The 25,778-nt window shown below is 64.2% G+C and carries 20 protein-coding genes and 2 pseudogenes; 10 read left to right on the forward strand and 12 right to left on the reverse strand.

Going from position 1 to position 25,778, the window contains the following annotated elements:
• Positions 1 to 18 precede the first annotated feature (18 nt).
• The gene (locus ACIBJI_RS09840; RefSeq protein WP_364350601.1) at positions 19 to 651 is read right to left on the reverse strand and encodes a TetR/AcrR family transcriptional regulator; all 633 of its coding nucleotides are present in this window, start codon (positions 649 to 651) and stop codon (positions 19 to 21) included.
• A 487-nt stretch (positions 652 to 1,138) separates the two neighbouring features.
• Here ACIBJI_RS09840 and ACIBJI_RS09845 point away from each other — a divergent pair.
• Positions 1,139 to 2,499, forward strand: a pseudogene (locus ACIBJI_RS09845) (lipase family protein).
• Positions 2,500 to 2,584: 85 nt separating this feature from the next.
• Here ACIBJI_RS09845 and ACIBJI_RS09850 read toward each other — a convergent pair.
• Positions 2,585 to 3,004 (reverse strand): nuclear transport factor 2 family protein, encoded by a 420-nt coding sequence (locus ACIBJI_RS09850; RefSeq protein ID WP_397083776.1) that lies wholly within the window; start codon positions 3,002 to 3,004, stop codon positions 2,585 to 2,587.
• Positions 3,005 to 3,108: 104 nt separating this feature from the next.
• On the opposite strand from ACIBJI_RS09850, the pseudogene ACIBJI_RS09855 reads away from it, so the two are divergent.
• Positions 3,109 to 3,243: pseudogene (locus ACIBJI_RS09855) on the forward strand (Ada metal-binding domain-containing protein); the annotation flags it as partial.
• Positions 3,244 to 3,294: 51 nt separating this feature from the next.
• Positions 3,295 to 4,092 (forward strand): helix-turn-helix domain-containing protein, encoded by a 798-nt coding sequence (locus ACIBJI_RS09860; protein WP_364350687.1) that lies wholly within the window; start codon positions 3,295 to 3,297, stop codon positions 4,090 to 4,092.
• Position 4,093: 1 nt separating this feature from the next.
• Here ACIBJI_RS09860 and ACIBJI_RS09865 read toward each other — a convergent pair whose 3' ends face one another.
• From ACIBJI_RS09865 to ACIBJI_RS09880, 4 genes are all read right to left on the reverse strand, one after another.
• Positions 4,094 to 5,014, reverse strand: coding sequence for an alpha/beta fold hydrolase (locus ACIBJI_RS09865; RefSeq protein ID WP_364350592.1), 921 nt, complete (start codon positions 5,012 to 5,014; stop codon positions 4,094 to 4,096).
• Positions 5,011 to 7,458, reverse strand: a complete 2,448-nt coding sequence (locus tag ACIBJI_RS09870; protein ID WP_364350589.1) for a glycoside hydrolase family 3 C-terminal domain-containing protein — start codon at positions 7,456 to 7,458, stop codon at positions 5,011 to 5,013. The genes ACIBJI_RS09865 and ACIBJI_RS09870 overlap by 4 nt, the downstream gene beginning before the upstream one ends.
• Positions 7,459 to 7,555: 97 nt before the next feature.
• Positions 7,556 to 8,146, reverse strand: a complete 591-nt coding sequence (locus tag ACIBJI_RS09875) for a TetR/AcrR family transcriptional regulator (protein WP_364350586.1) — start codon at positions 8,144 to 8,146, stop codon at positions 7,556 to 7,558.
• 238 nt (positions 8,147 to 8,384) lie between these two features.
• Positions 8,385 to 9,290 (reverse strand): SGNH/GDSL hydrolase family protein, encoded by a 906-nt coding sequence (locus ACIBJI_RS09880; protein ID WP_364350583.1) that lies wholly within the window; start codon positions 9,288 to 9,290, stop codon positions 8,385 to 8,387.
• Between the two features lie 620 nt (positions 9,291 to 9,910).
• On the opposite strand from ACIBJI_RS09880, the gene ACIBJI_RS09885 reads away from it, so the two are divergent.
• From ACIBJI_RS09885 to ACIBJI_RS09900, 4 genes are all read left to right on the forward strand, one after another.
• Positions 9,911 to 11,236: a cytochrome P450 gene (locus ACIBJI_RS09885; protein WP_364350684.1), complete on the forward strand. Its 1,326-nt coding sequence runs from the start codon at positions 9,911 to 9,913 to the stop codon at positions 11,234 to 11,236.
• Positions 11,237 to 11,270: 34 nt separating this feature from the next.
• Entirely contained in the window at positions 11,271 to 12,671 is a 1,401-nt protein-coding gene (locus ACIBJI_RS09890; RefSeq protein WP_364350580.1) for a wax ester/triacylglycerol synthase family O-acyltransferase, read from the forward strand.
• The gene (locus tag ACIBJI_RS09895; RefSeq protein WP_396955623.1) at positions 12,671 to 14,128 is read left to right on the forward strand and encodes a flavin-containing monooxygenase; all 1,458 of its coding nucleotides are present in this window, start codon (positions 12,671 to 12,673) and stop codon (positions 14,126 to 14,128) included. The genes ACIBJI_RS09890 and ACIBJI_RS09895 overlap by 1 nt, the downstream gene beginning before the upstream one ends.
• A gap of 240 nt (positions 14,129 to 14,368) precedes the next feature.
• Positions 14,369 to 16,399 (forward strand): CocE/NonD family hydrolase, encoded by a 2,031-nt coding sequence (locus tag ACIBJI_RS09900; protein WP_396955624.1) that lies wholly within the window; start codon positions 14,369 to 14,371, stop codon positions 16,397 to 16,399.
• A gap of 46 nt (positions 16,400 to 16,445) precedes the next feature.
• On the opposite strand, the gene ACIBJI_RS09905 is transcribed toward ACIBJI_RS09900, so the two are convergent.
• From ACIBJI_RS09905 to ACIBJI_RS09915, 3 genes are all read right to left on the reverse strand, one after another.
• Positions 16,446 to 17,081, reverse strand: coding sequence for a TetR/AcrR family transcriptional regulator (locus ACIBJI_RS09905; protein ID WP_396955625.1), 636 nt, complete (start codon positions 17,079 to 17,081; stop codon positions 16,446 to 16,448).
• Between the two features lie 138 nt (positions 17,082 to 17,219).
• Positions 17,220 to 18,434, reverse strand: a complete 1,215-nt coding sequence (locus ACIBJI_RS09910) for an Ig-like domain-containing protein (RefSeq protein WP_364350568.1) — start codon at positions 18,432 to 18,434, stop codon at positions 17,220 to 17,222.
• A 125-nt stretch (positions 18,435 to 18,559) separates the two neighbouring features.
• Complete coding sequence (locus tag ACIBJI_RS09915; protein ID WP_396955626.1) at positions 18,560 to 20,104, reverse strand: LCP family protein; 1,545 nt, start codon at positions 20,102 to 20,104, stop codon at positions 18,560 to 18,562.
• A gap of 205 nt (positions 20,105 to 20,309) precedes the next feature.
• Between ACIBJI_RS09915 and ACIBJI_RS09920 the strand changes: the two genes are divergently transcribed.
• Both ACIBJI_RS09920 and ACIBJI_RS09925 read left to right on the forward strand, forming a co-directional pair.
• Positions 20,310 to 20,963, forward strand: a complete 654-nt coding sequence (locus tag ACIBJI_RS09920; RefSeq protein WP_396955627.1) for an SDR family NAD(P)-dependent oxidoreductase — start codon at positions 20,310 to 20,312, stop codon at positions 20,961 to 20,963.
• 127 nt (positions 20,964 to 21,090) lie between these two features.
• Positions 21,091 to 22,221, forward strand: a complete 1,131-nt coding sequence (locus tag ACIBJI_RS09925) for a serine hydrolase domain-containing protein (protein ID WP_397083779.1) — start codon at positions 21,091 to 21,093, stop codon at positions 22,219 to 22,221.
• A gap of 5 nt (positions 22,222 to 22,226) precedes the next feature.
• Here ACIBJI_RS09925 and ACIBJI_RS09930 read toward each other — a convergent pair whose 3' ends face one another.
• The 3 genes from ACIBJI_RS09930 to ACIBJI_RS09940 form a co-directional block, all read right to left on the reverse strand.
• Complete coding sequence (locus tag ACIBJI_RS09930) at positions 22,227 to 22,358, reverse strand: hypothetical protein (RefSeq protein ID WP_397083780.1); 132 nt, start codon at positions 22,356 to 22,358, stop codon at positions 22,227 to 22,229.
• Positions 22,359 to 22,520: 162 nt separating this feature from the next.
• Positions 22,521 to 23,309, reverse strand: a complete 789-nt coding sequence (locus ACIBJI_RS09935) for a hypothetical protein (RefSeq protein WP_397083781.1) — start codon at positions 23,307 to 23,309, stop codon at positions 22,521 to 22,523.
• Positions 23,310 to 23,490: 181 nt separating this feature from the next.
• Entirely contained in the window at positions 23,491 to 24,948 is a 1,458-nt protein-coding gene (locus ACIBJI_RS09940) for an MFS transporter (protein ID WP_364350550.1), read from the reverse strand.
• 53 nt (positions 24,949 to 25,001) lie between these two features.
• Here ACIBJI_RS09940 and ACIBJI_RS09945 point away from each other — a divergent pair, with 53 nt between their 5' ends.
• Positions 25,002 to 25,703: a TetR/AcrR family transcriptional regulator C-terminal domain-containing protein gene (locus ACIBJI_RS09945; RefSeq protein ID WP_364350547.1), complete on the forward strand. Its 702-nt coding sequence runs from the start codon at positions 25,002 to 25,004 to the stop codon at positions 25,701 to 25,703.
• Positions 25,704 to 25,778 lie beyond the last annotated feature (75 nt).

The following is a 25,778-nucleotide window of genomic DNA, read 5'->3' on the forward strand; positions in this document are numbered from 1 at the left end:
TGGCCGCTGCCCGCCGCGCTATTCCTCGGTGATGATCAGCGAGGTGGCGATGGGGGCGAGCACCTCGACCAGTTGCGTGATCGGCGGGCGTGGGTCGGCCAGAATCCATTCGTGCGCGACGCCGTTGATCGCGCCGATGAGTGCGCTTGCCGCCCAGGTGATTCCACCGCGGACGCGGATGTCCGGGCCCGCGATCGAGATGAGCAGCGCCTCGATTGCCGCTGCCCAGGCGTGGCGGCGCTCACGTCGGTGCTGTTCCATGCGTTCGCTGACCCCGACCACCTCGATGAAGGCGACCTTGGCCCGGTACGGGTCGGAGCTGATCGAACCGATGAACGCCGTCAGCACCGCGGTGAGCCCGGCTGCGATATCCGTATCCGGACCCAGCGCCGCGACGGCCTGCCCGACCACCGCCGCGGACTGGTCCTGGATGTAGTCGTAGGACGCGATGAGCACATCTTCCCTGGTCTGGAACTCCTCGTAGAACTGCCGCTTGGACAGCCCGGCCGCGGTGCACACATCGGCCAGCGAGCAGTCCGCGTAGCCGCGCTCGGCGAAGGTGCGGATGGCGGCGTCCAGGAATCGCTGCCGTCGCTCGGCCTTCCGCTCGCTCACTGCGCGGCCGCCGTACTGCCTGTCCACGATGGTCACAGCTGCACCTCGCAAGCGCTCGGCTGCGCTGCGACCAAGGGTGCTTCGCCTTTGGTTGCCTCGCTGTGCTCGATCACAGGCACCACGGTATCCGAGCGGTCACGCGGACTGCTCGGTGTGCTGTGGCGGCTCGGGTCAGCCCAGGATGAAGGCCCTGCCCAGCGCATCCTGTGCGCCATAGAAGAGCAAGAAGACGTAGTACAGAACCGTCGAGACCGGTTCATTGGGACCGTGCATATTTCCTCGGAGCTTCCCCAGCAAGCTGTCCGGCACCAACCGGCCGGTTCGGTGAAAGTTACGTCATCTGCGGCCGCTCGGCATATCGAGTCGCCAAATCAGGACTATGTCACTGCCCACCTATGCGGTCGTTGTTGCGATCCACATCACTCTTATGTCATAGTCGCCCACATGTGAGACGGAGTGGTCTCACAGTCTGTGAAGGGGATGGAAGTTGATCAATCCGCTGGCGGGTCGTGCCCGGCGAATCATGTTCTCGGCCGCAGTCACGGCCATCGCACTGCTCGCGACGACCGCGGTCACGGTCGCCGAGCCGCCGGGGGAACCGGTCGCGGTGCAACCTGCGGCACCGTTCCCGCTGCCGCCCGAATTGGATCCGGGTTTCTACCATCCGGCCGCCGAATTGGTGGCGAGCAAGGCGCCGGGCGAGATCATCGCGGCGCGGCAGGTGAATGTCGCCAACTTCGGGTTGATCCCGGTGAATGTCGATGCCTGGCAGGTCTCCTACCGCTCGAACAACAGCCGGGACGAGGCGATCGCGGCCGTCGCGACGGTGGTGAAGCCGCGCGGTTCGGCGCCGGACAAGCTCGTCTCGATGCAGATCGCCGAAGATTCTTTGGCTGGATACTGCGCTCCTTCCTATGCGGTGCAACAGTTTTCGGTCAGCCCGTTCGTCGGGCAGATCGTCGCGCCTGCCGAGTGGGTGATCGCGCAGGGGCGGTGCAGCAGGGCTGGGCGGTCGTCATTCCCGATCATCAGGGACCGAACAATGCCTATGCGGCCGGACCGCTGGCCGGGCGGATCACGCTCGACGGCATCCGTGCGGCGCGCAATCTGGAGCCGATGCGGCTCGCATCCGACGCCCGGATCGGTATGTACGGCTACTCCGGCGGCGCCATTGCCACCGGTCACGCGGCCGAATTGAAGCAGGGCTATGCGCCCGAACTCGATATCGTTGGTGCGGCCGAGGGCGGTGTGCCCGCCGATCTCGGTGTGACGCTGAATGTCGCGAACAATCAGCTCACCTCCGGTCTGGTCCTGGGCGCCGTCAACGGGCTCACCCGCGAATACCCGGATTTCGCCCGATTCATCGAGGGGAATATCGATCTGCTCGGTAAGGCGGTGTCGACCGTCCAGGGCGGGTTGTGTGTGCAGTATGTATCCGCGTTGCTGCCGTTCCTGAACCTGAAGGGCATGCTCCGGGTGCCCGGCGATCCGATCCAGCACCCGGCGGTCGTCGACGTGCTCGACAAGACCCGCATGGGTAAGTCGGTACCCGATATGCCGATGTACATCTGGCAGGGCAATCCGGATGAAATCATCCCGGTGGGGCAGGTGAATGCTCTGGTCGATGCCTACTGCCAAAGTCCTTCCGCGAGTGTGCAATACACCCGCGAGCACTTCGCCGAGCATGTTGTCACCGAGGTTTCGGGCACTGCGCCCGCTCTCCTGTGGCTGCGTGATCGGCTCGATGGTGTTCCAGCGCAACAGGGTTGCAGCACCGCTGATGTCGGCTGGTTGGCCTTGGACCCGAACGGAATCGAGCTGCTGAAGGCAACCTTTGGTGAGACCTTCGCTTCATTCTTCGGTAAGCCGATCGGTGTGAAGTGAGTTGAACCTCCGGTCCGATCCGGACCGGAGGTTCAATCGTCCAGGCTGCCGGAGATCGGGCCGAAGTTGCCGAGAGACGGCACTCTCAGTCGGCGCTGAACAATTCCTCCGCCCGGCGGGTGTCCATGTACTCGCGGACGCGGTGGATCAGGCCGTCGCGCAATTCGAAGACGAAGCAGTAGTCGTTGTCGTAGTGATTGCCATTCATCAATGTCGCGCGCATCCGCTCCTCGACGACGACCGTCGTGCCCTCGGCGATGATGGCGGTGAACTCCACACTTCGATCGGCGACGAAGACGGTCGGAAACTCCCTGGTCAGGAAGCGCACGATGCGGGCGCGGCCGACGAGGTGATGGGTGCCGTCGATGGCGCGGGCGGTGGCGTTCTGCGGCGGGGCGAGCCATTCGGCGTCCGGGGCGAATACCGCGGCAATGCGGTCGGGATCCTGCGTCGCGAATTCGCGCCAAGCCCGGATGATCGTATCTTTGCTCGTCAGTACATTCATTCGACCAATCCTGGGTGGCGCGGCGCCGCCGACCACGCCATATCCGGACAGGTCGTGTCCGGATATGGCTGGTCGGTGTGCGGCCCGGCGCGCAGACTCGGGGTATGGGATCGTTCCAAGGCGTCGTCACGACCGGCATCTACTGTTTGCCGCCGTGTCCTGGCCGTCCGCGGGCGGAAAATATCATCCCCTTCACCTCGGCTGCGGGTGCCGAGGCGGCGGGGTTTCGGTCCTGCCACCGCTGTCGGCCCTATCGTGGTGCTGGAAATCCCGCGATTGCGTCCGAATTAGTGTGTCGCGCTGTCGATCTCATTGCCGACGGTGCACTGGACGAGGGCAATGAGGCGGAACTCGCCGCGCGGCTTGCGGTTTCGGAACGTCATCTGCGGCGGATGTTCCATGAGCAGGTCGGCGCGACGCCGGATCAGCTGGCTCGCTCGCGGCGTGCGCATTTCGCGCGACGACTATTGGACGATACCGATCTGTCGGTCACCGATATCGCCTTTGCCGCTGGATTCGGGAGCCTGCGTCAGTTCAACCGGGTGATGGTCGCGATATTTCGCGCAACACCCGTCGAACTGCGCAAACGTCGGCGACGTGCGGACCGTCTGGTCGCCGATGGTGGTCTCGCGCTGCGGGTGCCGGTTGCGGAGGGTACGAATATCGAGCGGCGATTGGCACAGCTCGCGCAGACCGCTATCGCTGGTGTCGAAAGTGCAACGTCGACTTGCTATCGGCGAACGATTGTCATGGACGACGATCCGGGAGTTATCGAAATCTGCTCGGCCACAACAGATGCCGCGCGACTCGTGCTGCACGTGCCGCATATCGAAGGGCTGATCCACCTCGTGTCCAGAGTGCAGCGGCTGCTCGCGGGCCAGCCATGGGATCCATTCGAGGACGACATACGCGGCATGGTGTCGGACAGAGATGTTCTCGACGATCTCGTCACTGCCTATGGCACGCCCATCGGCGGCCTGCAGCAGTTCGGCCTTTCCTACCTCTTCCCGACGCCGACGGCGCTTGCCCCCGCCGACCTGAACGGTCTGGATGCCGTTGGTGCACAAGCGATGCTTTCGCCCTCGTGAACTAGCCGGTTGAGTCGTGCTGGCATGGAATCGGGCGCACGGTCGAATGATCGAGGGCATTGAGCACGAGTGCGGCGGTGGTAGGTGAGAAGACCGTGCCGTTGTGTCCGGCTTTGCTGGCGGCGCAGACGTTTTGGAGGACGTAGTTGTCGACACCGGGTTCCGCGAGTATGGCCTGGGCCTGGCCGAGGGACGAGATCGGGTCGAAACGGCTGCTGATGGTGGTGTAGGTGACGCCGGGGACGGTGATGGGGCCGGAGTTGAGCTCCTGTAGGAAGGCCGATCCGGCCAATAGATCCTTCACCGCGGGCGGGACCGGAAGTTCGTCGCGGAGGTTTCCGGTATTGAGGAGGGTCGCGCCGAGATTGCCGAGCGTGCCGTGTGTCGGCGAGGAGATGGTGGTCACCGAACGGACATCACTGGCGATATCCGGGTCGGTTTTCACGATGTACTGCGCCATGATGCCGCCCTCGGAATGACCGATCAGGTCGACCTTCGATGCGCCGAGCCGGGTGGTCAGCGCGGTCAGTTTCTGCTTGACCTCGATCGCCGAGTCGGCCAGCGGACCATTGCCGCCGCCCTGCATGGCATTGCTGCCCCCATAAGAGAAGGAATAGACACACAGGCCCGCATTGGCGAGGGCCGGTCCGAGATAGCCCCAGGCTCGGTACTCGTCGCCCGCGAAACCATGCAGTAGGACAACGGGAACCGCGCCAGGGACGGTGGGCACGCAGTCGTACCGGTTGACTCCGGGCGGCGTGGGCGCTTCGACCTTGCCCTCCTGTACCCAGCGGGTCTCCTCGTCCTGCACCTGCTCCCAAGTGGCGGTCGGATACGGTCCGGGCTCGGCGGCGGCCATCGGCATCGCCGCAGCGCATAGTGCAAATCCGGTGAGGAACAAGGTGATTCGGTGCAACCTCATGCGTGCAATCCTTGAATAGCGGTGGTCAGGCGGATATCGGCAACCGATCGGCCGGTCAGCAGGTCGTAGGCGCCGGTGGGTAGTACCCAGGTTTCGGTTGCCTCGTCCCAGGATTCGGCGGCTCGGCGGGGAATCGGGAGCGCCACCTCGGCGGTCTCCCCCGGCTCGGCTTCGACAACCGCGAAGGCGGCCAGCCGTCGGTCCGGTTGCGATGAATGAGCGATATATGTCTGGATCGTTTCGCGGCCGCGACGATCGCCGGCATTGCGAACGCGAACAGTCAGCGTGCCGAGCGCACGCTCGGCCAAGGGATCAGGATCGAACACAGCGCTCTCGTATTCCCAGTTGGTGTAACCGATTCCGTGTCCGAACCAATACGCCGGCGCGATCGAAAGTCGTTGCCACGCACGGTATCCGATGTAGGCACCCTCCTCGTAGGCGAGGGCACCGTCGGTCGGCGTGACATTCAGTACCGGCGCGTCATCCTGATGCGTGGGCCAGGTGGTGGGCAGCCGTCCGCTCGGCTCGGCTCGGCCCATGAGCACATCGGCCAGTGCGGCGCCGCCTTCCTGTCCCGGAAACCACGTGAGCAGGACAGCCGCGACATCCTCGGCCCACGGCATGTGTACGGGTGAGCCGGTATTCACCACGACCACGGTGCGAGGATTGGCGGCGGCGACCCGCGCGACGAGCTCGTCCTGTCGACCGGGCAGCGAAAGCGATGTGCGGTCGAAGCTTTCGCTCTCCACCTCGGGCGTAGTGGCGACGACCACCACGGCCACATCGGCCGAAGCCGCCGCGGCGACCGCTTCTTCGATGAGCGCCTCGGGGTCGATATTCGGTTCCTGATGGCCGAGCGAGAACTTCTCGAAGGCAATGGGCATTTCCGGCATCGTCGTGACGGTATGCGTAACATGCACCGAAACTCGCTGTCCCGCAGTAAGTTCGACATCGAAAAGCGTCTCCGGCGGACGGAGCAAGGCGGCCAGCGGATCGCCCTGCGCGACGATGGTTTCGTCGAAACAAGTCATATCGCCGATCGTCAGTCGGAACGCCCCGACGCCCGCGATGGCCATCGTATGCGTTCCGGTCGCTCGTGGCGTGAAGGTTCCGGTGACATCGACCCGATGCAGTTCCCCGACCGCGATACCGTCCGGGAATTCACCGATCCATTCGATCGCGGCTTCCGGCAGCGGATGCTCGCCGAGCAAGCGGTCACCGGCGCCATAGAGCTGGACCCGCAGATCGAAACCCTCCTCGGCGGCGGGAATCTTGACTCGGGGGTCCGCGCCGACGGCATAGACCAGTTCGGTATCCGCATCGAGTACTGCCCGCAAGCCCTCGAGTGGCGAGATAGTATGCGGCGGGAACACCTGGGCGCTACCGCCACCGAGCGCCCTCGGCTGGTCAGCGGTCTGGCCGATCACCGCGATGCGACCGACCGTGCCGAACGGCAGGACGCCGTTCTCGTTGCGCAGCAGCACAATCGAGCGTTGTGCGATCTCGCGAGCCAGCGCGTCGCCGTTGAGCGCCCCAGGCACGGTTGCGACTTGTGGTGGTGCCCCGGCCAACGCACCGACCCGAGCGGCGAGCCGAAGCATATGTCGCGCCATCTGCTCGATCGTCTCGGCCGGAACCTCGCCTGCGCGAACGGCTTCCGCGAGAGCCTGCCCGAAGACGCTCTGCGGACCCGGCATCGCGATATCGAGTCCGCCGACGGCCGCACCGACGGTATTGCGAGCCGCCGTCCAGTCGGACACGATTGCGCCATCGAAACCCCAACGCGCACGCACGATTTCGTTCTGCAATGCGCTGTTCTCGGTCATCGTGACCCCGTTGACGCTGTTGTAGGCCGCCATCAATGCCCACGGCGAGGCCTGCTCGACCACGGTTTCGAACGGGGCCAGATATAGCTCATGCAGTGCGCGCTGGGATACCCGCACGTCGACGGTGAATCGGTCGGTCTCGGAATCATTGGCCACGAAATGCTTCGGTGTCGCGGCAACACCACCCTCCTGAACACCGGTCACATAGGCCGCGCCGATAGCCCCGGTCAGCAGCGGATCCTCCGAGTAGCACTCGAAATGCCTGCCGCCCAACGGACTTCGATGCAGATTGAGCGTGGGTGCCAGCAGCATGTGCACGCCCTTGCGTCGTGCCTCCTGCGCGAGGAGTTGCCCGGCCTGCCGAGCCAGAGTCGGATCCCAGGTCGCGGCCAGTGCGGTCGGGCTCGGCAGGGCGATCGAAGGGTCCTCCGGACTCCAGTGCACACCGCGCACGCCGATCGGACCGTCGGACATCACGACGGACGCCAGCCCGATCTCCGGAATCGCGGGCAGGGACCACATGTCCTGTCCGGCGAGCAGGCGGCAACGGGAATCCAGATCCAGTGCGGCCAAAGCCTTTTCGACTACTGCCTCGCGGTCGGCTCGGTGATTCGCCATGTCGGTCGACTCCCTTGTTCGGCTGAAGCGCGGGCATCTAACCTCGAAGTATGAAGGCTTTACCTAGCAGGCGGTAGGTAAAGTAATCAATACGTTATCATTGCGATTCTGGGCGGATCAATTGCAGGAACTTGCGCAGCAGCGCGGACATATCCACATCATCCGGCGATAGCAACCACTGCTGTTGCAACCCGTCCAGCACCGCGATCAGCAACACTGCGGCATCTCTATGTGAGACACCGCGCGGCGGATCACCGCCCAGATCACGCTCCAGGAAGGCCGTCAGCATTTCCCGGGCCTTTGCGTATCGATCGACGAAATACTCGCGCGCCGGATGATCTTGGGTGACGCTTTCGGCCGCGAGCACCGTGAACGACTGCACGATTCCGGGTCGCTCGGCATTGCGTTCCACCAGTTCGGCGAGGATTTCCAGGGTTGTCGAACGACCCTGTGCGGTGGCGAGCAGGACATCGAGATCGTTCTGATCCCGCAGTGCGAGCACATTCGCCAGTAGCGTCTGCTTATTGGGGAAGTAGTGCAGCACACCCTGCTGGCTGAGCCCGACCCGCTCTGCGACGATCGCAATGGTCGCGCCTTGATAGCCGCGTTCCGCGAAAACCTCGAGGGCTGCCTCCAGGATCGCTCGACGACGATCCTCGTGACCGGCCCGGCCCGGGGTCCGTCTCATGCGGTGCGCTCTTCTGCTGCGTCCATTGTTCGCAGACTAGCGAATCGCCATTGACAGCGGCGGTTTCGGCGCGTCTACCAGCTATCAATGCTAGATCTAGCATTGATAGACCTCACGCGGTGCGGTCTGGGAGGAACTGGGCATCAACCCTGCTCGGCTGACCGATCGGCTCGCGATTCACGACACCGCGTCCCAGTGACGGGACACTGGGCGCTGTACCGCGCCCAGTGCCGCGATCTCACCGCAGCGCGGCGACAACCTGCTGTGCGATGTTCTGCTCACCGAAAGTGTTGGGATGCAGCGGGACGATGGATGGAGTCGACAGCGAGGGGATCAGCCCGTTGATCCACTGCTGCTCCGGTGCGGCGCACATATCGTGTCCGATGCTGGAGGTGGCCGTGTCGACGAAGATCGCGTCGTGTGCGGCGGCGACATTGCGCAACAGCGTATTGAGGTTGACCAGCACATCCTGGAGGTAGTCGGCGTCGCGCGGCCATGCGGGCTGCTGCGCGGGACAGGCTCCAGCGCGCGACGCGGTCGGGTAGCCGACGATCACGACCGTGGCTTCGGGTGCGCGCGAGCGGATTTCATCGATCGCGTTCCCGTAGACGGGTGCCAACTCGCTGGTTCGTTCCGCGAAAGTGTCGACGCCGTTCGCCGTGAAGGTGTCCGTGCACGACGTGCCGTAGGGTTCGGGCAAGATATTGCCGCACAGCAGAGCCTGCTTCGCCAGACCGATATCGTTGCCGCCCATGGTCATTGTGACCAAGGTTGTGTCGGGTGTCAGCGCATCGAACTGGGGGGCGGCGGTTCCGGAGACGACGCCGCGCTGCGGGCTCGTGAGGTCGTCCAAGGTGGCCCCGCCGCAGGTGACGTCCTTGAAGGTCGCGACGCCGAGTTCCTTCGCGACCAGCGTTGGATAGTTGACCGCAGACCGTGAACATGTGGCGAGTTCGGTTTGCGGAAATACGCCCGCGCCCGCGGCGAAGGAATCACCGAGAGCCACATAGTGCGTGTCCGCGGTCGGTTCGGCGCTCGCTTGCCCGGTGATAGCGGCGCTCGCCGCGACTGCGATCGCGGCTGCGGTGACCGCCGGTCGCACCTTTCCGAGTGGGTGGGTCCAGCTGCCGAAAACTTGCATCATGTCTCCTCGTGAACCCATGACCGGACGAATTCGGATCTGAACTCCCAGGAGTAACTCGCGCCGACGGGATCGAACCTGGACATCCGACCAATCCGGACTGAGTCTAGCGCCAATTCGTCAATCCCGAATAATTTTTGGTTTTCCCGCTGCCATTTTCTGGTCGCTGCGCTCGGCTGCACGCCGATGCCTCGGGCGATGTTGGGGGATAGCGCATTTCGCGACGCTGTCAGCGACTAGGCATCGTTTCAGATCCATGTCGTCGGGTGGGGCACTGTTGCGTTCCTCACTATTCAATCTCTACCTGCGGAAAGTCCACGATGACGAATCGTCTGGGTTGACACCGCCTGCCCGCACTGGCTAACGTCGCCATTGTTCATGCTGAGTCATCGCCCGCCTCGGCATTCTTGGCAGCAGGCTGCCCACATGGTCTGGCCAAATATTTCGACTGCGGGGAGGCTGTCGTTATTCTCCGACTCTGGTCGCATTCACGCAGAAACTCGGCAGACCTTTCTTTGTGCTCCGAGACTAGATTCTCGCGCTTTTTTCTAGACCAAGCCTCCATCAGATCCGTTCGACGTTAGGCGCCGGTTTTGTCCGTCTCGATCTCACCTGCCAAGACCGTGGATGATCTCCCGGGGCCGAGCCGGTGGCCGTTGCTGGGGAATCTCCCACAGATGCGCCCCTCGTTGCTGCACCGTCAGTTCGACGAGTGGTGCGATGAGTATGGCCCGCTCTACCAGTTGCAGATGCCGGGACGGCGCATCGTTGTCGTGAGCGATCCCGATCTGAACAGGGAGATCTTCCGGGACCGACCCGGTGGATTCCGGCGGCAGTCGGCAATCGAATCGGTCATGGACGAAATGGGTTCGAACGGACTGTTTTCGCTGGAAGGGGAGGCATGGCGGCTGCGTCGCAAGCTGGCCATGCCCGCCTTCAATGCCTCGCATCTGCGCAGCTTCCACCCCACCCTGGAGACGATCACCGGACGGTTGCAACGGCGCTGGGAACGGCAGTCGCCCAAGGATATTCGCGCCGACCTGACCCGCTATACGGTGGACGTCACCGCCAAGCTGACCTTCGACTACGACATCAACACCATCGAACAGTCCGGCGACATCATCCAGCGGCACCTGGAGCTGATCTTCCCGCTCATCAACCGGCGGATCAATAGCCCGCTCCCGTACTGGCGCTATGTCAAACTTCCGGACGACCGGGCGCTGGAGCGCGCGCTGGCCGCACTGCGCACCGATCTCACCGGCGTCATCAGCCGCGCCCGCGCGAATCTGCCTGCGGTGCCGACCAATTTCATCGAAGCCTTCCTCTTGGCGCAGGACGGCAGCACCTCCTTCACCGATGACCAACTGTTCGCCGAGGCGCTCACCATCCTCATCGCCGGTCAGGACACCACCAGCAATGCCATGGCCTGGCTGCTTTACCACCTTGCGGGCAATCCGGCTGTGCAGGAACGGATTCGGGAGGAAGTCGCCGAGATTCCCTCGGCACTGGACCGACAGCCGTATCTGGAAGCCGTTGTCGCCGAATCGATGCGGCTACGGCCGACGACACCGATCGTCGGACTGGAGGCCGCCGTCGACACCACGATCGATGGTGTGCACATCCCGGCGGGCACCTGGGTAATCGTCAATGTGCAGCATGCGAGCCTGCAAGAGAAGAACTTCGAGGACGCGTTGCGCTTCGATCCGGATCGCTGGCTGCGCAGCGGCCACGGCACTCATCGGCCCGAGGTCTCCACTCCGTTCGGGGCCGGTCCGCGGTTCTGTCCGGGACGCGGGTTGGCGATGTTGGAGATCAAGAATGTGACCGGCATGGTCTGCCGCAACTTCGAGGTGCGTCTGCCCGCAGGTGCGCAGCCGCCGAGGGATCGCTTCCACTTCGCCGTCATCCCCATCGATCTCGATCTCGAACTGATCCGACGGCCCGCCTGACTCCCCATTCGCCGAGCACACTCTAAGGATGTAGATGTCGTTGCATCGACTGACCGCGACCGACGGTGTCTGGCTGTCGCTCGAATCACCCGATATGCCAATGCATATCGCCTTCCTACTGGAATTCACCGCGCCCGAGGGCGGGGCGGCCCAGTTCCTGCGACAGTGGCGGGCCGGACTGGACGCACCGGCGAGCCTGCCGCAACCGTGGAACTTCCGCCCGCTGAAGTTCCCGCCGCCGGGTGTCGCGGCCATGGTGCGTGAGGTCGACGATATCGACCTGAGCGAGCACATCCGGGAGTGGACGCTGCCGGAGCCGGGCAGCCAGGACCAGTTGACCGAGCTCGTGTCGTCGATCCATCAGAAGCAGCTCGATATGAGCCGTCCGCCATGGGAATTGCACGTCATCGAAGGACTGGCGCAGGACCGTTTCGCGCTGTTGCTCGAGGTGCACCACAGCCTGCTCGACGGCGCATCGGCCATGCGGTTGTTCACCGATACGTTCACCGAGGATGCCGACGCCCGCGATGTGCCGGACCTGTTCACGGTGCGCCCGGCCGCCGAATCGGCGGAAGCCGATAAGGCGAATCCGTTCCGTGCCCTGCTCGCCGCGTTGACCGGCGTACTGGCTTTGTTGCGCGGTGTCGGATCCGCCGCCCGCGATGCATTCCGACGTGCACGCGGCGATAAGACGATGGCGCAGAAGGCATATCAGCAGCCGGAAACCGTTCTCGACGGCACCATCACCGGTGCGCGCGATCTGTCCAGGCGTCGCTACGACCTCGCGCTGTTCAAGCGATTGGCGAAGGCGGGTGACTGCACGATCAACGACATCGTGCTGTACCTCGTGAGTACGGCACTGCGCGGCTACCTGACCGATCACGCTACGTTGCCCGAAGAGTCGTTGACCGCGGGCGTGCCTACCGATCTACGCGAGGAGGACGACGCTCGCGCCGGTACCCGCGCCGGCATGATGTTCACCGCGCTGGCCACCGATATCGCCGATCCGCGTGATCGGCTGAGTGCGGTCAAGTACTACATCCGCGCCGCGAAGCAACATATGGGCGAGATGGCTCCGAACGAGGTCATCGGCTACGGACTCGCGGTCACCCTGCCGTGGATCCTCGGGCTCAGCTTCGGCTTGACCAACACCGCGTCCTCGCACCCCATGGGCATCTCCAATGTGCCGGGACCACGAAACCCGCTGTACTGGAACGGCGCTCGACTCGAGACGATCTATCCGATTTCACTGCTGATGCACGGCAATCCGCTGAACTTCACCTGCATCGGCTATTCGGGTGGGCTGCATTTCGGCGTCCTCGGTGTGCAGGACAAGCTGCCGCCGATGTCGTACCTCACCGCGGCCATGGACGCCGCGCTCGATGAACTCACCGACCTGCTCCTGCCGGACCGTACACAGTTAGCCGCTGGATAATGTCGGATTTCGATGTAGCGATTATCGGCTCGGGCTTCAGCGGGCTGGGTGTCGCGGTGAACCTGCGCCGCCTCGGCAATGACAACTTCGTCATCTTGGAACGTGCCGACGCCATCGGCGGCACCTGGCGCGATAACGTCTATCCCGGCTGCGCGGTTGACGTGCCATCGGTGCTGTACTCGTATTCCTTTGCGCCGAACGCGGATTGGACCCGCGTGTACGCGACCCAGCCAGAATTGCGCACCTACACAGAGCAGGTCGTCGATACCTTCGATCTGCGACGGCATGTGCAGCTGAACAGCGACGTGACCGAGGCCGATTTCGACGACGAGGCCGAACAGTGGGTGCTGCGGCTGAGCGATGGCAGACTGGTCCGGGCGCGTACCGTCGTCATGGGGTACTTCTCGCTGCACGCCGAAGCGATTCCGGATATCTCCGGTCGCTCCGATTTTGCTGGGCCGCAGATGCATTCGAGCAAGTGGGATCCGTCATTCGAACCGCCGGGCAAGCGGATCGCGGTGGTCGGGGCCGGGGCGAGCGCGGTACAGATCGTGCCCGCGCTGGCGAAGTCGGCGGCTGAGCTCATCTCGTTCCAGCGCACTCCGGCCTGGGTGATTCCGCGTCTGGACCGGCCGATTCCGCCGACGGTGCGCAAGATACTGCGCACAGTGCCACCGATTCGCCTGGCGGCACGTGGATTCGTCTTCCTGTTCCTGGAGGCCATGCATTTCGCCGAATTCCATCCGCGGCTGGTTTCGGTATACGAGTGGGTCGTCCGCAAGGTGCTGGCCGAACAGGTGCCCGATCCCGAGCTGCGGCGCAAACTCACGCCCGATTATGCCTTCGGGTGCAAGCGACCGATGGTCTCCGACGAGTACTACAGCTCATTCGCCCGCCCGAATGTGCGGCTGAGCACCGAGAAGATCACCGAAATCACCGCGACCGGCATCCGCACCGCCGACGGTGACTTGCATGAAGTCGATGCGATCGTGTGGGCCACCGGATTCCACGTCCAGGATTCCATCGCGCACTTCCCGGACTTCCGTACCGCGACAACTTCGACGCGAAAGAAGTTCCAGCACGATGGTTTTCGGGCCTACCGCGGCATCGCATTCGCGGGCCTGCCGAATCTGTTCGCGGTCACCGGACCGAATACGGCGCTGCCGCATACCTCGCAGTTCCTCGCCATCGAACCGACGACGAAGCTGATCGCCAGGACGATCGAGTATATGCGGGCCAAGGGAATTCGCCGCTACAGCCCGTCCGAGCGAGCCGAGCGCGAATGGGTCACGCGCGCACGGAAACTGCTCGGCACCCGGGTGTGGTCGACCGGCGGTTGCACCAGCTACTTCATCGACGAGGACGGTACCAACACCCTGACCTGGCCGGGCGGAACGTTCAGCGTCCGACGCGACCGGCGTCGCATCCGGCCGGGGGATTGGGATACTGGACGGTAAGCGGGGCGAGTCCTGCGAAGAATCCCCAATGTAGGGGCTGTGGCAAGGGGACGCCGGTCCGCTTGCTGCACCCCCAATTAGGGAGAATGCACGGCAACTTAATTGCGGTCCACAGTGCAAGGCGTGCTGCACAGAGCGATGTAATGAGTCACGGTTGCGTACCAATGGTGATGCACGTTACTGTACCCACTCGATGATGGGAACGGGGTAGTTCCTCATTGCCGGGAGGGTTTGGCAAACATGATCCGACGTCGACGTCCGATTAAGGCAGTGGCTGCTGCGATAGCCACCTTCATCGTGTTTGCCGCAGCCGTGGTCGCGGCCGCGCCGACCCAGGCCACCCTGGGCCTCGATGCGCAATTCACCGCGAACTATGAAGGGTCGCAACAGTATCCGAACGTCTACATCGACTGGGACATTCCGATCACCATGAGTGACGGTACGGTGCTGAAGGCGAATGTCTACCATCCGGCCGACGCCTCCGGCCGCCCGATCGTCGAGCCGACGCCGACCATCGTGAACCTCACGCCCTACACCAAGCTGATGGCGAATATCGCCGACTCCGTGCTGGCCATCCCGGGCCTGGCGGAGCCGCTGATGCAGGCACTACACAGCTTCGATCTCTCGGCTTACGGCCTGAGCGGAATCAGTGATCTGGCACAGGCATTGGCGGGCGGCACCGCGCGCACCTTCGCCGTGGATCGCAAACTGGTGCAGAGCGGCTACACCCAGGTGGTCGTCGACGTGCGCGGCACCGGCTTCTCCGAAGGCATATGGCAGGTGTTCGGCGATCGCGAGCAGCAGGACGGCGTCGAGGTGGTCGACTGGGCGGCGACGCAGCCCTGGTCCAATGGCAAGATCGGGATGAGCGGCATCTCCTATTCCGCTATCAACCAGTTGCAGACCGCGGAGCGCAGACCCGCTGCGCTGCAGGCGATCTTCCCGATCGTGCCGGGCAGCGATCTGATCCGCGACGTGGCCGCACCCGGTGGCGCACTCGGCATCGGTTTCATCCCGGAGTGGCTGCTCGCCGTGGACGGCACGAAGCTGATTCCCGATGTGGTGTCCATGCTGGCGGGCAAGTTCGACTGGACCTGGCTGGCGGACCGCGTCCGTGACCCGTTCACCTTCTTCAATATGATCATCATGGCGCTGGGCACTCAGAGCATGGATCAGATTCCGCCCGAGATGCATTCGGTACTCGACGATGAAAGTCCATTGCGCACCGCCTGGATCGGACATCCCGATCGCATCGATGTGCCGACCTTCGTCTACGGCGGCTGGCAGGACATCTTCGCCTACTCATCGCCGCGGGTCTACAACGCCATCAATGTGTCCGATAGCCAGAAGAAGCTGGTGATGGACAACAATTACCACATCACGACCGGCTCGGGCATGGGTGACTCCGACGGACCGGCGGCCCTGGACGTATTGCAGCGCGCGTGGTTCGACAAGTGGCTCAAGGGCATCGATAACGGTATCGATGACTACGACCAGGTCACCCTGTGGCAGCAGGGCGGCGGCTGGACCCACACCACGGCCTTCCCGCGGCCCGATATGGATTACCGCCGTATGTATTTGAACGCGGCGGCCTCCGGCACCGCGCCGGGCAGCGCCTACGACGGCAGCCTCACCGGGCAGCCGGGCGCACCAGCCCGGGTTACGATCGCGCCCGGCCTCACCACGCTGTGCTCACGCGACGGTGCACAGGGGACGGCGGGCATCCTGCCGCTCCCGGATATCTGCACGAAGGATTCGCGGATCGCCGAGACCAATGGTCTGACCTTCACCAGTGCGCCGGTCGCCGTGCCGACGCAGATCTCCGGCCCGATCGCCATACACCTCGATACCGTCCTGGATGCCACCGACGGGTACTGGAACGTAACCCTGAACGACGTTGCGCCGGACGGACGTTCGACCCAATGGACACACGGCCAACGCACCGCATCCCTGCGCGCCGTCGACCAGAGCAAGGCCACCCGCTCGGCCAATGGCGACTACACCGACCCGTATCCCTATCTGACCCTGGACACCCGTGAACCGATCGTGCCCGGCCAGCCGACGGTCATCGATATCGGCCTGTTCGCCACCGACGGTGTGCTGCAGCCCGGGCACCGGCTGCGCGTCGACATCTACGCCGGAAACTTCCCGAGCAGTCTTCCCTTGCGCCCCTTGCTGAATGAGAGCGGCTTGCGCCCCCAGCACCTCGACCTGGACCCGAATCAGCCGAGCTGGCTGAACATTCCAGTCGACACCGACCCCGGCTGGTAGCCCGGTCTCGCCGCGATGACGGTGTCAACCATGGTCGAATGGTCGCTCACGGAGTGGGCTCGGGCCGCCTTTCGACTACCGTCGGTGCGGCGGTGGTCGGGGTGGGGCCGGAACCGAGTAGGAGTAGGGCGGCGCGGGTGAGGGTGGGGGCCAGCGCCGGTAGGTTGTGCGGGCCGGATTCGATGAGCGTGGCGCGGACGCGATCGTCGATACCGCCGAGCAGGACGTCGAGCAGTCCCGGGTCGGGTTCGGCGCGAAGTTCGCCTGCGCGCACGCCGATTCGGGCCGCCGCGATCATTCGGTAGCCGAACATCCGATGCGTGCGGGCCCGGCGGGCGATGAGTCCCGGTCCGGCGGCGAGGGTTTCGATATGCAGCGCCCGCGCGGCGGCGGGCTCGGCCGCGAGGAACTCCAGGTAGGTCTCGAGCGTGGTGCGCACCAACTCATCGAAGGTAGCAGCGCCGGATTCGGTGACCACCCGGTCGAGCTCGTGGGTGATCGTATCGACCGCGAAATCGAAAGCGGCGGTGAAGCATTCCTCTTTGCTCTCGAACAGCCCGTAGAACGTCCGCCGGGCCACCCGGGCCCGACCGACGATATCGGTGATCGTGGTCGGGCCGTAGCCGAGTTCGGCGACCGCCTCCAAAGCGGCGAGATATAGCCGCTCGCGCTGTGACGTCACGACTTCGTCCCGGGTCAAGCGATGCGGCCCTCGGGGTAATCGGTCCGGAGAAGCGCTGGTCAAGACGGTCATAATGCCGACGATTCTGCCACACCGGATACTTTCGTCCGGAAATTCTGGTGCGGCCCGCAAAAGAGGTCAGTGCAGGGCGCTGCCCTGGAGCCACTCGTCCCACGGCATGCCCCAGTCGCCGTTCTGCCAAACCTCGAGCGGTGCGCCGCCGGTATTGCGGACCTCGACCACATCGCCCGGAATAGAAAAATTGTAGAACCACTGGGCATTCGTGGCGCTCAGGTTCAGACAGCCGTGCGAGAGGTTCTGGCTGCCCTGCGCCCAGACTGTGGAATCGAGCTGGTGCAGATAGATGCCGTCGGTGCTGATGCGGGTGGCCCAGCCGATGGCTTCCTTGTAGCCGAGCCGGGAATTGACCGGCAGGCCATAGGTGGAGGAGTCCATGATCACCGGATTGCCCTTGTCCATCACGGTGTAGATGCCCGGCTGGGTCCAGAAGGTCAGCGTCTTACCCCCGATGACCTCGCTGCCGCCCCTTCCCATCGAGGTGGGCATGGTGCGGATCAGATTGCCGTTCTCGAAGACCTGCACCTGTTTGGTGTTGTCATCGGCGATGGAGACATGCGATGGGCCGATGGTGAAGGTGGTCTTGGTGTCCTCCTGGCCGTAGAGGCCGCCGCCGAGGTCCGCGCCGTAGATGTTGGCCGCGGCGGTCACCTTGGTGCCCGGTGCGAAGTATTGCTGCGGCCGCCAGTGCGCGTTGCGCCTGTCGAGCCAGTACCAGGAACCCTCGACCGGCGGGTTGGTCGTCACCGAGAGCCGCTTCTCCGCGACGGCCTTATCCGGGACATCCTCATCGAAATGCGCGACCACAACGGTGCCGACACCGAAGGTGCCACCGTCCGCCAGCGGTGTGCCGCCGGTGGTGGTCATATACACCTTGGTCTGGTTGTTCGGCGCCAGCGTGCTGAAGGTCGAGGTGGTCGGCCCGACGCGGCCGGTGATGGTGAGGCTTTCGGCGCTGATCGTGTAGGTGTGCCCGTAGCCGAGCGGATCGACAGGCTTCCACGCCGTCTTATCCGGCGTGTAGATGCCCTCGATCGAACGGCCCGCCTCATTGGTGAGCTTCACCGAGGTGAGCATGCCGTCATTCGCGGTAACCACGACCGGTGCGAGCGGATCGACATTGTTGCCACCGCCCGGAGTGATGACGATCGGGGGCGGCGGCGGTCCGGCCTGGGTGGTCGGCGTTTCCGACTTCGACGAACACCCGGCGACGAGCAACGTCGTCACCAATGCAAAACCCGCAGCGACTTTCCACCGGAAGCGGCGACTCGACATGACTCTCCTGTGTTTCGCCGTACGTTCCCTGCGGCGTACCTACGACATACTGGCCCGTGCCGTAGTTTACCGGCCGTTTCGGGTCCATTTCGCCGCTGCGGGTGTGACCTGCGCGGACTCCGGCGTCAGTTAACGCATGGCACACTGCTGCCGATCGTGGTCGCGACCGGCTTGCCCGCATCGGGCACGGGCTCGGCGGAGGTGGTGGTCCGCGCCGCGCTGGTGGTCGGCACGAGTTCGGCGGGCATGGTGAAATCGGTGCCGACGACCACGGTGATGTGGCCGGGTTCGGCATTCGGCGATGCGGTCGGGGTAAGGCCGATGAGGTCGCCCAGCTGCGCGGCATCGGTCTCGGCGCCGATGCCGTAGGTGAGGGTCGAGGTCGTACCGTCGGCGCGGGTGCCAGTGGCCACGGTGCCCGCCGGATAGCCGCGCTTGGTGAGCGCGGTGGACAGCTGGGCGGCTCGGCCGCTGTATCCGCTCGCATTGTGGACATCGACGATGCTGGTCGGGGTGCGCGTCGAGGTGGCAGGTGTGGTTTCGATGCCGAAGGCGGCGCGCACTTCCTTCTTGATGGCCGCCGGATCGACGATATTGACGTCCTGACCGTCGATATTGTCGTAGCGCAGCACCGGCAGTGTCCGGAATTCGACCGAGATCGAGCCCGCCGAGCCGAGGTCACGGGCGAAGTCGAGCAGGTTCCAGCCGTCGGACAGCACGATATCGCGGTGCGCCACGTCCATGAGTCCGGAGAGCTTGCTGAAGTTGGTCAGCGTGCCGGTGTCCTTCAGCGATTTGGCGACCGAGGTCAGGAAGGCCTGCTGGCGGTGGGTGCGGTCGAGGTCGCCGTTCTCCAATCCGTGGCGTTGGCGCACGAAAGACAGCGCATTGGCGGCATCCAGGTGCTGCGGGCCCGCGGGGAAGACCGCGCCGGAGTAGTAACTGTCGTCGACCGCGTGGTTGAGGCAGACATCGACGCCGCCGAGCTTATCGGCGAGGTCGTAGAAGCCGACGAGCGAGATTTCGGCGAAGCGGTCGATGGGGACGCCGACCAGATTGCGTACCGTTTGCACGATGGAGGCCCGCCCCGCCTCGCGGCCCGCGCGTTCCAGAGCCACCTTGTCCTTCATGCCCGCGTTTTCCAGCTTGGTCTCGGTGGCGGCCTTTTTCAGCCCGTAGGCCTCCTTGATCTTGGCGTGGTCGTAGCCCGGAATGCCGGATACCGCGACATAGTCGTCGCGCGGAATGGAGAAGGCGACGATTTTGTGCATATCCGCGGGAATGTGCAGCAGGATGAGCGAATTCGCGTTGTAGCCGCCATTGTCGCCGTCGCCGGCGTGCAACTGGTCCAGGATTGCCTTCGGCAAGTCGTTGCCGTCGAGGTCCTTGCGGGTATCCAGGCCGATCAGCAGGATATTCAGATCGCCGCCGAGTGAGTGTGGCGCATCCTTGCCGATCGCATCGGTGTGGGTGAAACCGTTATCGAATTCGGTCTTGGCCGACCAGGCGAACCCAGTGCCGGACAGGACGGCGAGCGCGGCGATCGAGGTCAGAACGCGCATCGCGATCTTTGCCGCATTGCGGCCGCGATGGGGTTTCGGTTCGGCTCGTCGGTGTCTGGGGCGTCGAGTTTCGGTGATTTTGGGAATCTCGACGGTGTCGTCATCCATGGCGGCGACCTGGGTCCCGGATCATTCTCGCCGCCTCAGCTTTCGTTTCGGGTATTCGACACAGCGCACGCCCGGGTTATGCCCGCTACCGACTAGTTGCACTCGCTAGGGTCTGCTCAACCTTTCCAGTCTTACCGACGCCGCTCGGGGCGGGCAAGAATCGGACAGTGTGATCTGCACGGATTCACGATCTAGTCTCGTATACATGGCTGCTCCAGTGTTGCTCGTCCTCGGTGCCGGTCCCGGCGTCGGATTGTCCGTCGGCCGTCTTTTCGCGCGCGATGGATATGTGGTGGTGTTGGCCTGTCGGACCGTCGCGGAGGCCGAGCCGTTGGCGAAGGAATTGCTGGGCGAGGGTTTCGATGCCGAAGGTGTCGGTGTGGATCTGGCCGATCCCGAGGATGTCACTCGTATTGTGACCGAGGTGGGCCAGCGGCACGGGCAGATCGACGTGCTGCACTTCAACCCGAGCATCTTCCGGCAGGCGGATCCGCTGCGGTTGACCGTCGCGGAACTGATCGAGGACTTCACGATCGGCGCCGCGGCGTTGCTGCCCGCGGTGCAGGCCGCGCGGCCGTTCTTCGCCGATGGTGCGCGTGTGCTGGTAACGGGCAGCGCGGCGGCGGATAAGCCGTGGAATCAGGCCGCCTCCCTCGGCGTGCAGAAGGCGGCGGTGCGCAATCTCGTCACCAGTCTGGACACCACCATGGCACCCGATGGTTTCCGGGCCGTCGCGGTGCAGATCAACGGTGTACTCGGTGCGGGGGCATTTACTCGGGAGCGGGTTGCCGCGGCATTGCACACCGCCGCCGTCCGCCCCCTCGACGACTGGACGCCGCATGTGTCCTATGACGGCTGATCCGACGAGACATTCCGACCAACGACGCGCCCGCGCCGGTCTCTTCTGCGAACCGGATGGGACCCCGCGCGGGTATCACCGTCCGCGCCGAAGCAAAGGCCGCGCGGACCCTGGCGACGGAGGATGAATGCGGCGGTTCAAGGTAACGACGGCTTTGCTCGCCGCACTGATGATCTCGGTGCTGCCGCATCTCGCGGCGTCCTCGGCTCTACCGGCACCGGTGCGCCTCAACGTGCTGCAAGCCGGGCTGGATGGCCTGGTCCATTCGGCTTTCGTTCCGGGTGCGCAGCTGGTCGTCACCGCAGACGGCGACGCGACCCAGTTCGATAGCGGTGTCGGCGATCTCGTGACGCACGAGGCATTTCCCGATGACGCACAGGTCCGAATCGCCAGCAATACCAAGACTTTCGTGGCGACCGTGGTGCTGCAATTGGTGGGGGAGGGGCGAATCCAGCTCGACGCTCCGATCGAGCATTATCTGCCCGGTGTGGTGCGCGGCCCCGGCGGTGACGGGAATCTGATCACCGTCCGAAATCTGTTGCAGCACACCAGCGGTATTCCGGACTATCTCGTTCGATTGGACTGGGGGTCGGTCGAGGCATTGCAGCGGTACCAAACCGCGGATCAGCTGATCCGACTCGGTTTGGATATGCCCGCTATGTTCGCGCCCGGTTCGGCTTTCAGCTACTCCAACACCAATTACCTGTTGGCCGGAAAACTGATCGAGCAGATCACGGGACGGCCGGTAGGTGCCGAGGTGACCTCCCGGGTTCTCGACCGCCTGCAACTGCGCGACACCTATTGGCCCGCATTCCCGCAGGAGAATGTGATTCGCGGTCCACACCCGCGCGCGTATCAGATCTTCAACGGCGTGCAGGTCGACATCACCGATATCGACCCGGGCTGGGGCCTGGCCGATGGCGCGCTCGTCTCCACCGATGCCGACCTGAACCGCTTCTTCACCGCCCTGCTCACCGGAAAGCTGCTTCGCCCAACCGAACTTGCCGAAATGCAGCACACCATCCACGGCGGCGATCCAGCCTTGCCCGACGATGTCGGTCTCGGTCTGTTCCATCGCACCAACGGTTGCGGCGTCGATATCTGGAGCCACGGCGGCGCCATGGACGGGTTCTTCGTCTTCGGTGGCTACACCCCCGGCCGCTCGATAACCGTCAGCCTCAACCAAGTCCCGCCCTTGTTCGGCCTCGGCTACAAGCCCGCCCTGGACGGCCTGGTAGACGCCGCCTTCTGCGGGTGAGGGAGTCAGGTGTGCGGTACGGCGGTCAGGAAGGCCGACATTGCCGTGGCGACGGCTTCCGGGCGGTTGAGCACGGACGGGACGTAGGCGTCGTCGACCTCGACCAGTTTGCCGTTCGGCAGTAATTCGTCCGTCACGGACTCGACGCCCCTGAGGCGCGCCGATTCGCCTTCGCGCTGTTGAGCGCACTCGAGGGTGCGTTCATTCTGAGCCGCACCCTGTACTCGGGCGAACCGCTGCGCGCGGCAGGGCGGTCGCTGGCCTTTCGGTTGGCCAGCGACCCGCGTATACCCGATGACCTATTTCGGCGCGGCCGTAGTGGTCGGCGCGGGTTGGGTCGTCTTATCCGCGAAACGCGTGGCGCCGTCCGGAGCCAACATCGTATTGACGTAATCCACGCCGGACGCGATCAGTACCGGTCCACCTATGGCTATCGTGCCGACGATCCCGCCGAGGGCCGCACCGGTGGTAAGGCCAACGATGCAGCCGGCGGCAATGGTTGCGACACATCCGATGACCGCGCCGATGGCGGTCCCGACGAAGCCGCCGACCGCTGAGGCCAGGCCGAATTGCGTGGCGAATTCATCACGGGCGCGCTGGTTTTCGGGCATCGATGCCACCGGCTTGACGGCCAGCGGCTGCGAGATGTCGAGTCCGGCGGGCTTCTCCGGCGCCAGTTCCAGTACCGTGCCGTCTTTTTCGACCACGGGCTTGACCGGGATCTCGGTATCGGCAATCCGGAATCGCAGCGGCAGCGTCATGACGACGTGGCCGTCGGTATCGGCCAGATCCACGACATCGACCACATCGGCGAGATCGGCGGCCTTGCCGTCTTTATCGACCAGCGTGCCGTCTTTGTCGACCAGCCGCCCCTCGCCGCCCGCCGCGAGCTCGCTTTCCGCCGCCTTGGACAGGGTGAAGGTGCCGCCGCGCACGCTGGCGACGACGGTCTTGTCGGCTAGCTTGACCGAGTAAGTGATGTCCTGCCGCGGGGGGGCGGCGACCGGCTCGGCATGCGAGACTCCGGCGCCCAAGGTCACGGCACCGATGACAAGGATCGCCGCCGCAGTGCTATCGCAAAGCTTCATTCGGAATTCCGTTCAGTCATCAGATTATTCGCTCTTCGCAAACGCCCGCGCAGGCTCGACGCTCCTGCTCGAGATGCTTCCCGCGCAAATGTACTCAGATGTGCGGGCAGCGAGGTCGAGGGGAGCCTAGCCGAGCCTGCGGTGCGAAACCAGCTGATTCGGAACGAAAAATCGATGTCAGCTATGACACGGTTACTTCCTCCGGCGTGTCGATCTGGGGCGCGGGACGTGTCCGCAGCAGCGCCAGTCCCAGTAGGGCGGCGGCGATGCTGAAGCCCGCACTGATCCAGGCGCCGGTCGACATCGCATCGGTGAACGCTTCCTTGGCCGGTTCGGCATATCCGAGTTGGAAAGCGGCGCCGATGGATTCACGGGCGGCCTCGGGCGTGTCGTCGGGCATATGCGCGGTGAACACACCGGCCAGTACGCTGCCGAGGATCGCGATGCTGATCGCCATGCCGACCTGCTGCAACGTATCGTTCATGGCCGAGCCGACGCCCGCATGTGCCAGCGGAATGGCGCTCATGATCGCGGCATACGCGGCCGGACCCGCCAGACCGCCGCCGATCCCCATGACCAGCATGCTGGCCAATACCGCGAAATATCCGGAACCGACGGCCAGAATCGCGAACGCCCCGCCCATGACCAGTAGACCGGCGACGATGAGTGTCTTATTGCTCAACTTCTTGCCCAGCGTCGCGCCGAGACCGTTGCACACCGCTGCGGCCACCGCATACGGCAGCAGGGCAAGACCCGCCTTCATCGGTCCGTAGCCGAGCACGAACTGCAGATACTGGGTGAGCATCAGCATGATCGCGCCCATACCGAACACCATCAGCAGCAGTGTGCAGCAGGTGCCGGTGAAATCGCGATTGCGGAATACCGCCAGCGGCAGCATCGGATGCGCGGACCGGCTCTCCCAGACCACGAATGCCAGTCCCGTGACCACGGCGAGGCCGATCATCGGAATATTCCACTCGCGCTCGATGATCACGTACACCGTCGAAGTGAGCGCGACGATGGAAAGCAGCACGCCGATCAGGTCGACCGGTCGCTGCTCACCGGTGGATTCCGGCATCAGGACCAGCGCGGCGACAATCGCGAGCGCCGCGACCGGGATATTGAGCAGGAACACCGAACCCCACCAATAGTGCTGCAGCAGAAAGCCGCCCAGCGTCGGCCCGAGGACGATGCCGACCATCGAGACAGTGGACCATGCCGCCATCGCCTTACGGCGCTCGTCCTCGGCGAAGGTGGTCATGAGAATGGACAGGGTCGATGGCATCAGCAGTGAACCGCCGACGCCCATCAGTGCGCGGGCCCCGACCACTTGCCACGGCTCGGTGGCCAAGACGGCGGCAAGGGACGCAGCGCCGAACAGCGCCAGCCCGAGCACCAGCATGCGCCGCCGCCCGAACCGGTCGGAGAGGCTGCCCGCGGTGAGCAACAGTCCAGCGAAGACGAGGACGTAGGCGTCGAGGATCCACTGGATATCCGACGGCGTCGCGTCGAGTTCCCGGATCAGGGACGGAATAGCGATATTGAGCACAGTGCCGTCGATCATCAGCACCAGCAGCGACAGACAGAGGACCCCCAGAATCCACCAGCGGCGAGGATCTCGTACAACGTTCGATTCCACTCGAACACCGTACGATAGAATCGCACAATGTGCGAGAGAATTATGCTGACCGGGTGACAAAGCAGCAGTTCTCCTCGGTATGGACCCGCGAGCCACGCCAGCCGAAGGCGGCCGGACTGCGCCGCGACCAGATCGTCGCCGCCGCAATCGAGGTTTTGGATGCCGAGGGCCTCGGCGCGTTGAGCATGCGCAAGCTCGGAGCCAAGCTCGATGCGGGCGCGACCAGTCTCTACTGGCATGTCGCGAATAAGGATGAACTGCTCGAACTCGTCCTCGACGAGATCTGGGGTCTGGTGCGAATCCCGGATCCCGACGAGGCCTCGTGGCGTGAGGTCGTCACGACCTATGCCTACAACTTCCGGCTCACCATGCTCGACCACACATGGGTGACCGCCTTGATCGGCTCCCTGCCGAGCGTCGGCCCGAAGGCCTTCGAACTCAGTGATCGACTGCGCCGCACCTTCATCGACGCCGGATTCACGGGCGTCGATATCTACCTCGCGAGTGGCACCGTGACGAGTTACGTACTCGGGCAGGTCATCCCGGAGATCACTGCGGCGAAGGCATTCGGCGACAAGGGTTTCGACAAGGACATGGTGCTCGACGTCATGGATGAGCTCGCCTCCGACTATCCGGAGATGCTCGACGACTACCGGAAGATGCAACCCGCCGATTATCAGACCGCCCGCGCGATGGCCTTCGATTTCGGTCTGCTCTGTGTGATGGACGGCCTGGAATCGCGGCTGCGCAAGTGACCGGTAACCCTCGGGAATAGATGACGACACCGCCCTGTTGGTTGCCATATCCACCAAATAGGTGTCAGACTTTCC

It is taken from the genome of Nocardia sp. NPDC050408, assembly GCF_044458905.1.
Taxonomy (GTDB): domain Bacteria; phylum Actinomycetota; class Actinomycetes; order Mycobacteriales; family Mycobacteriaceae; genus Nocardia.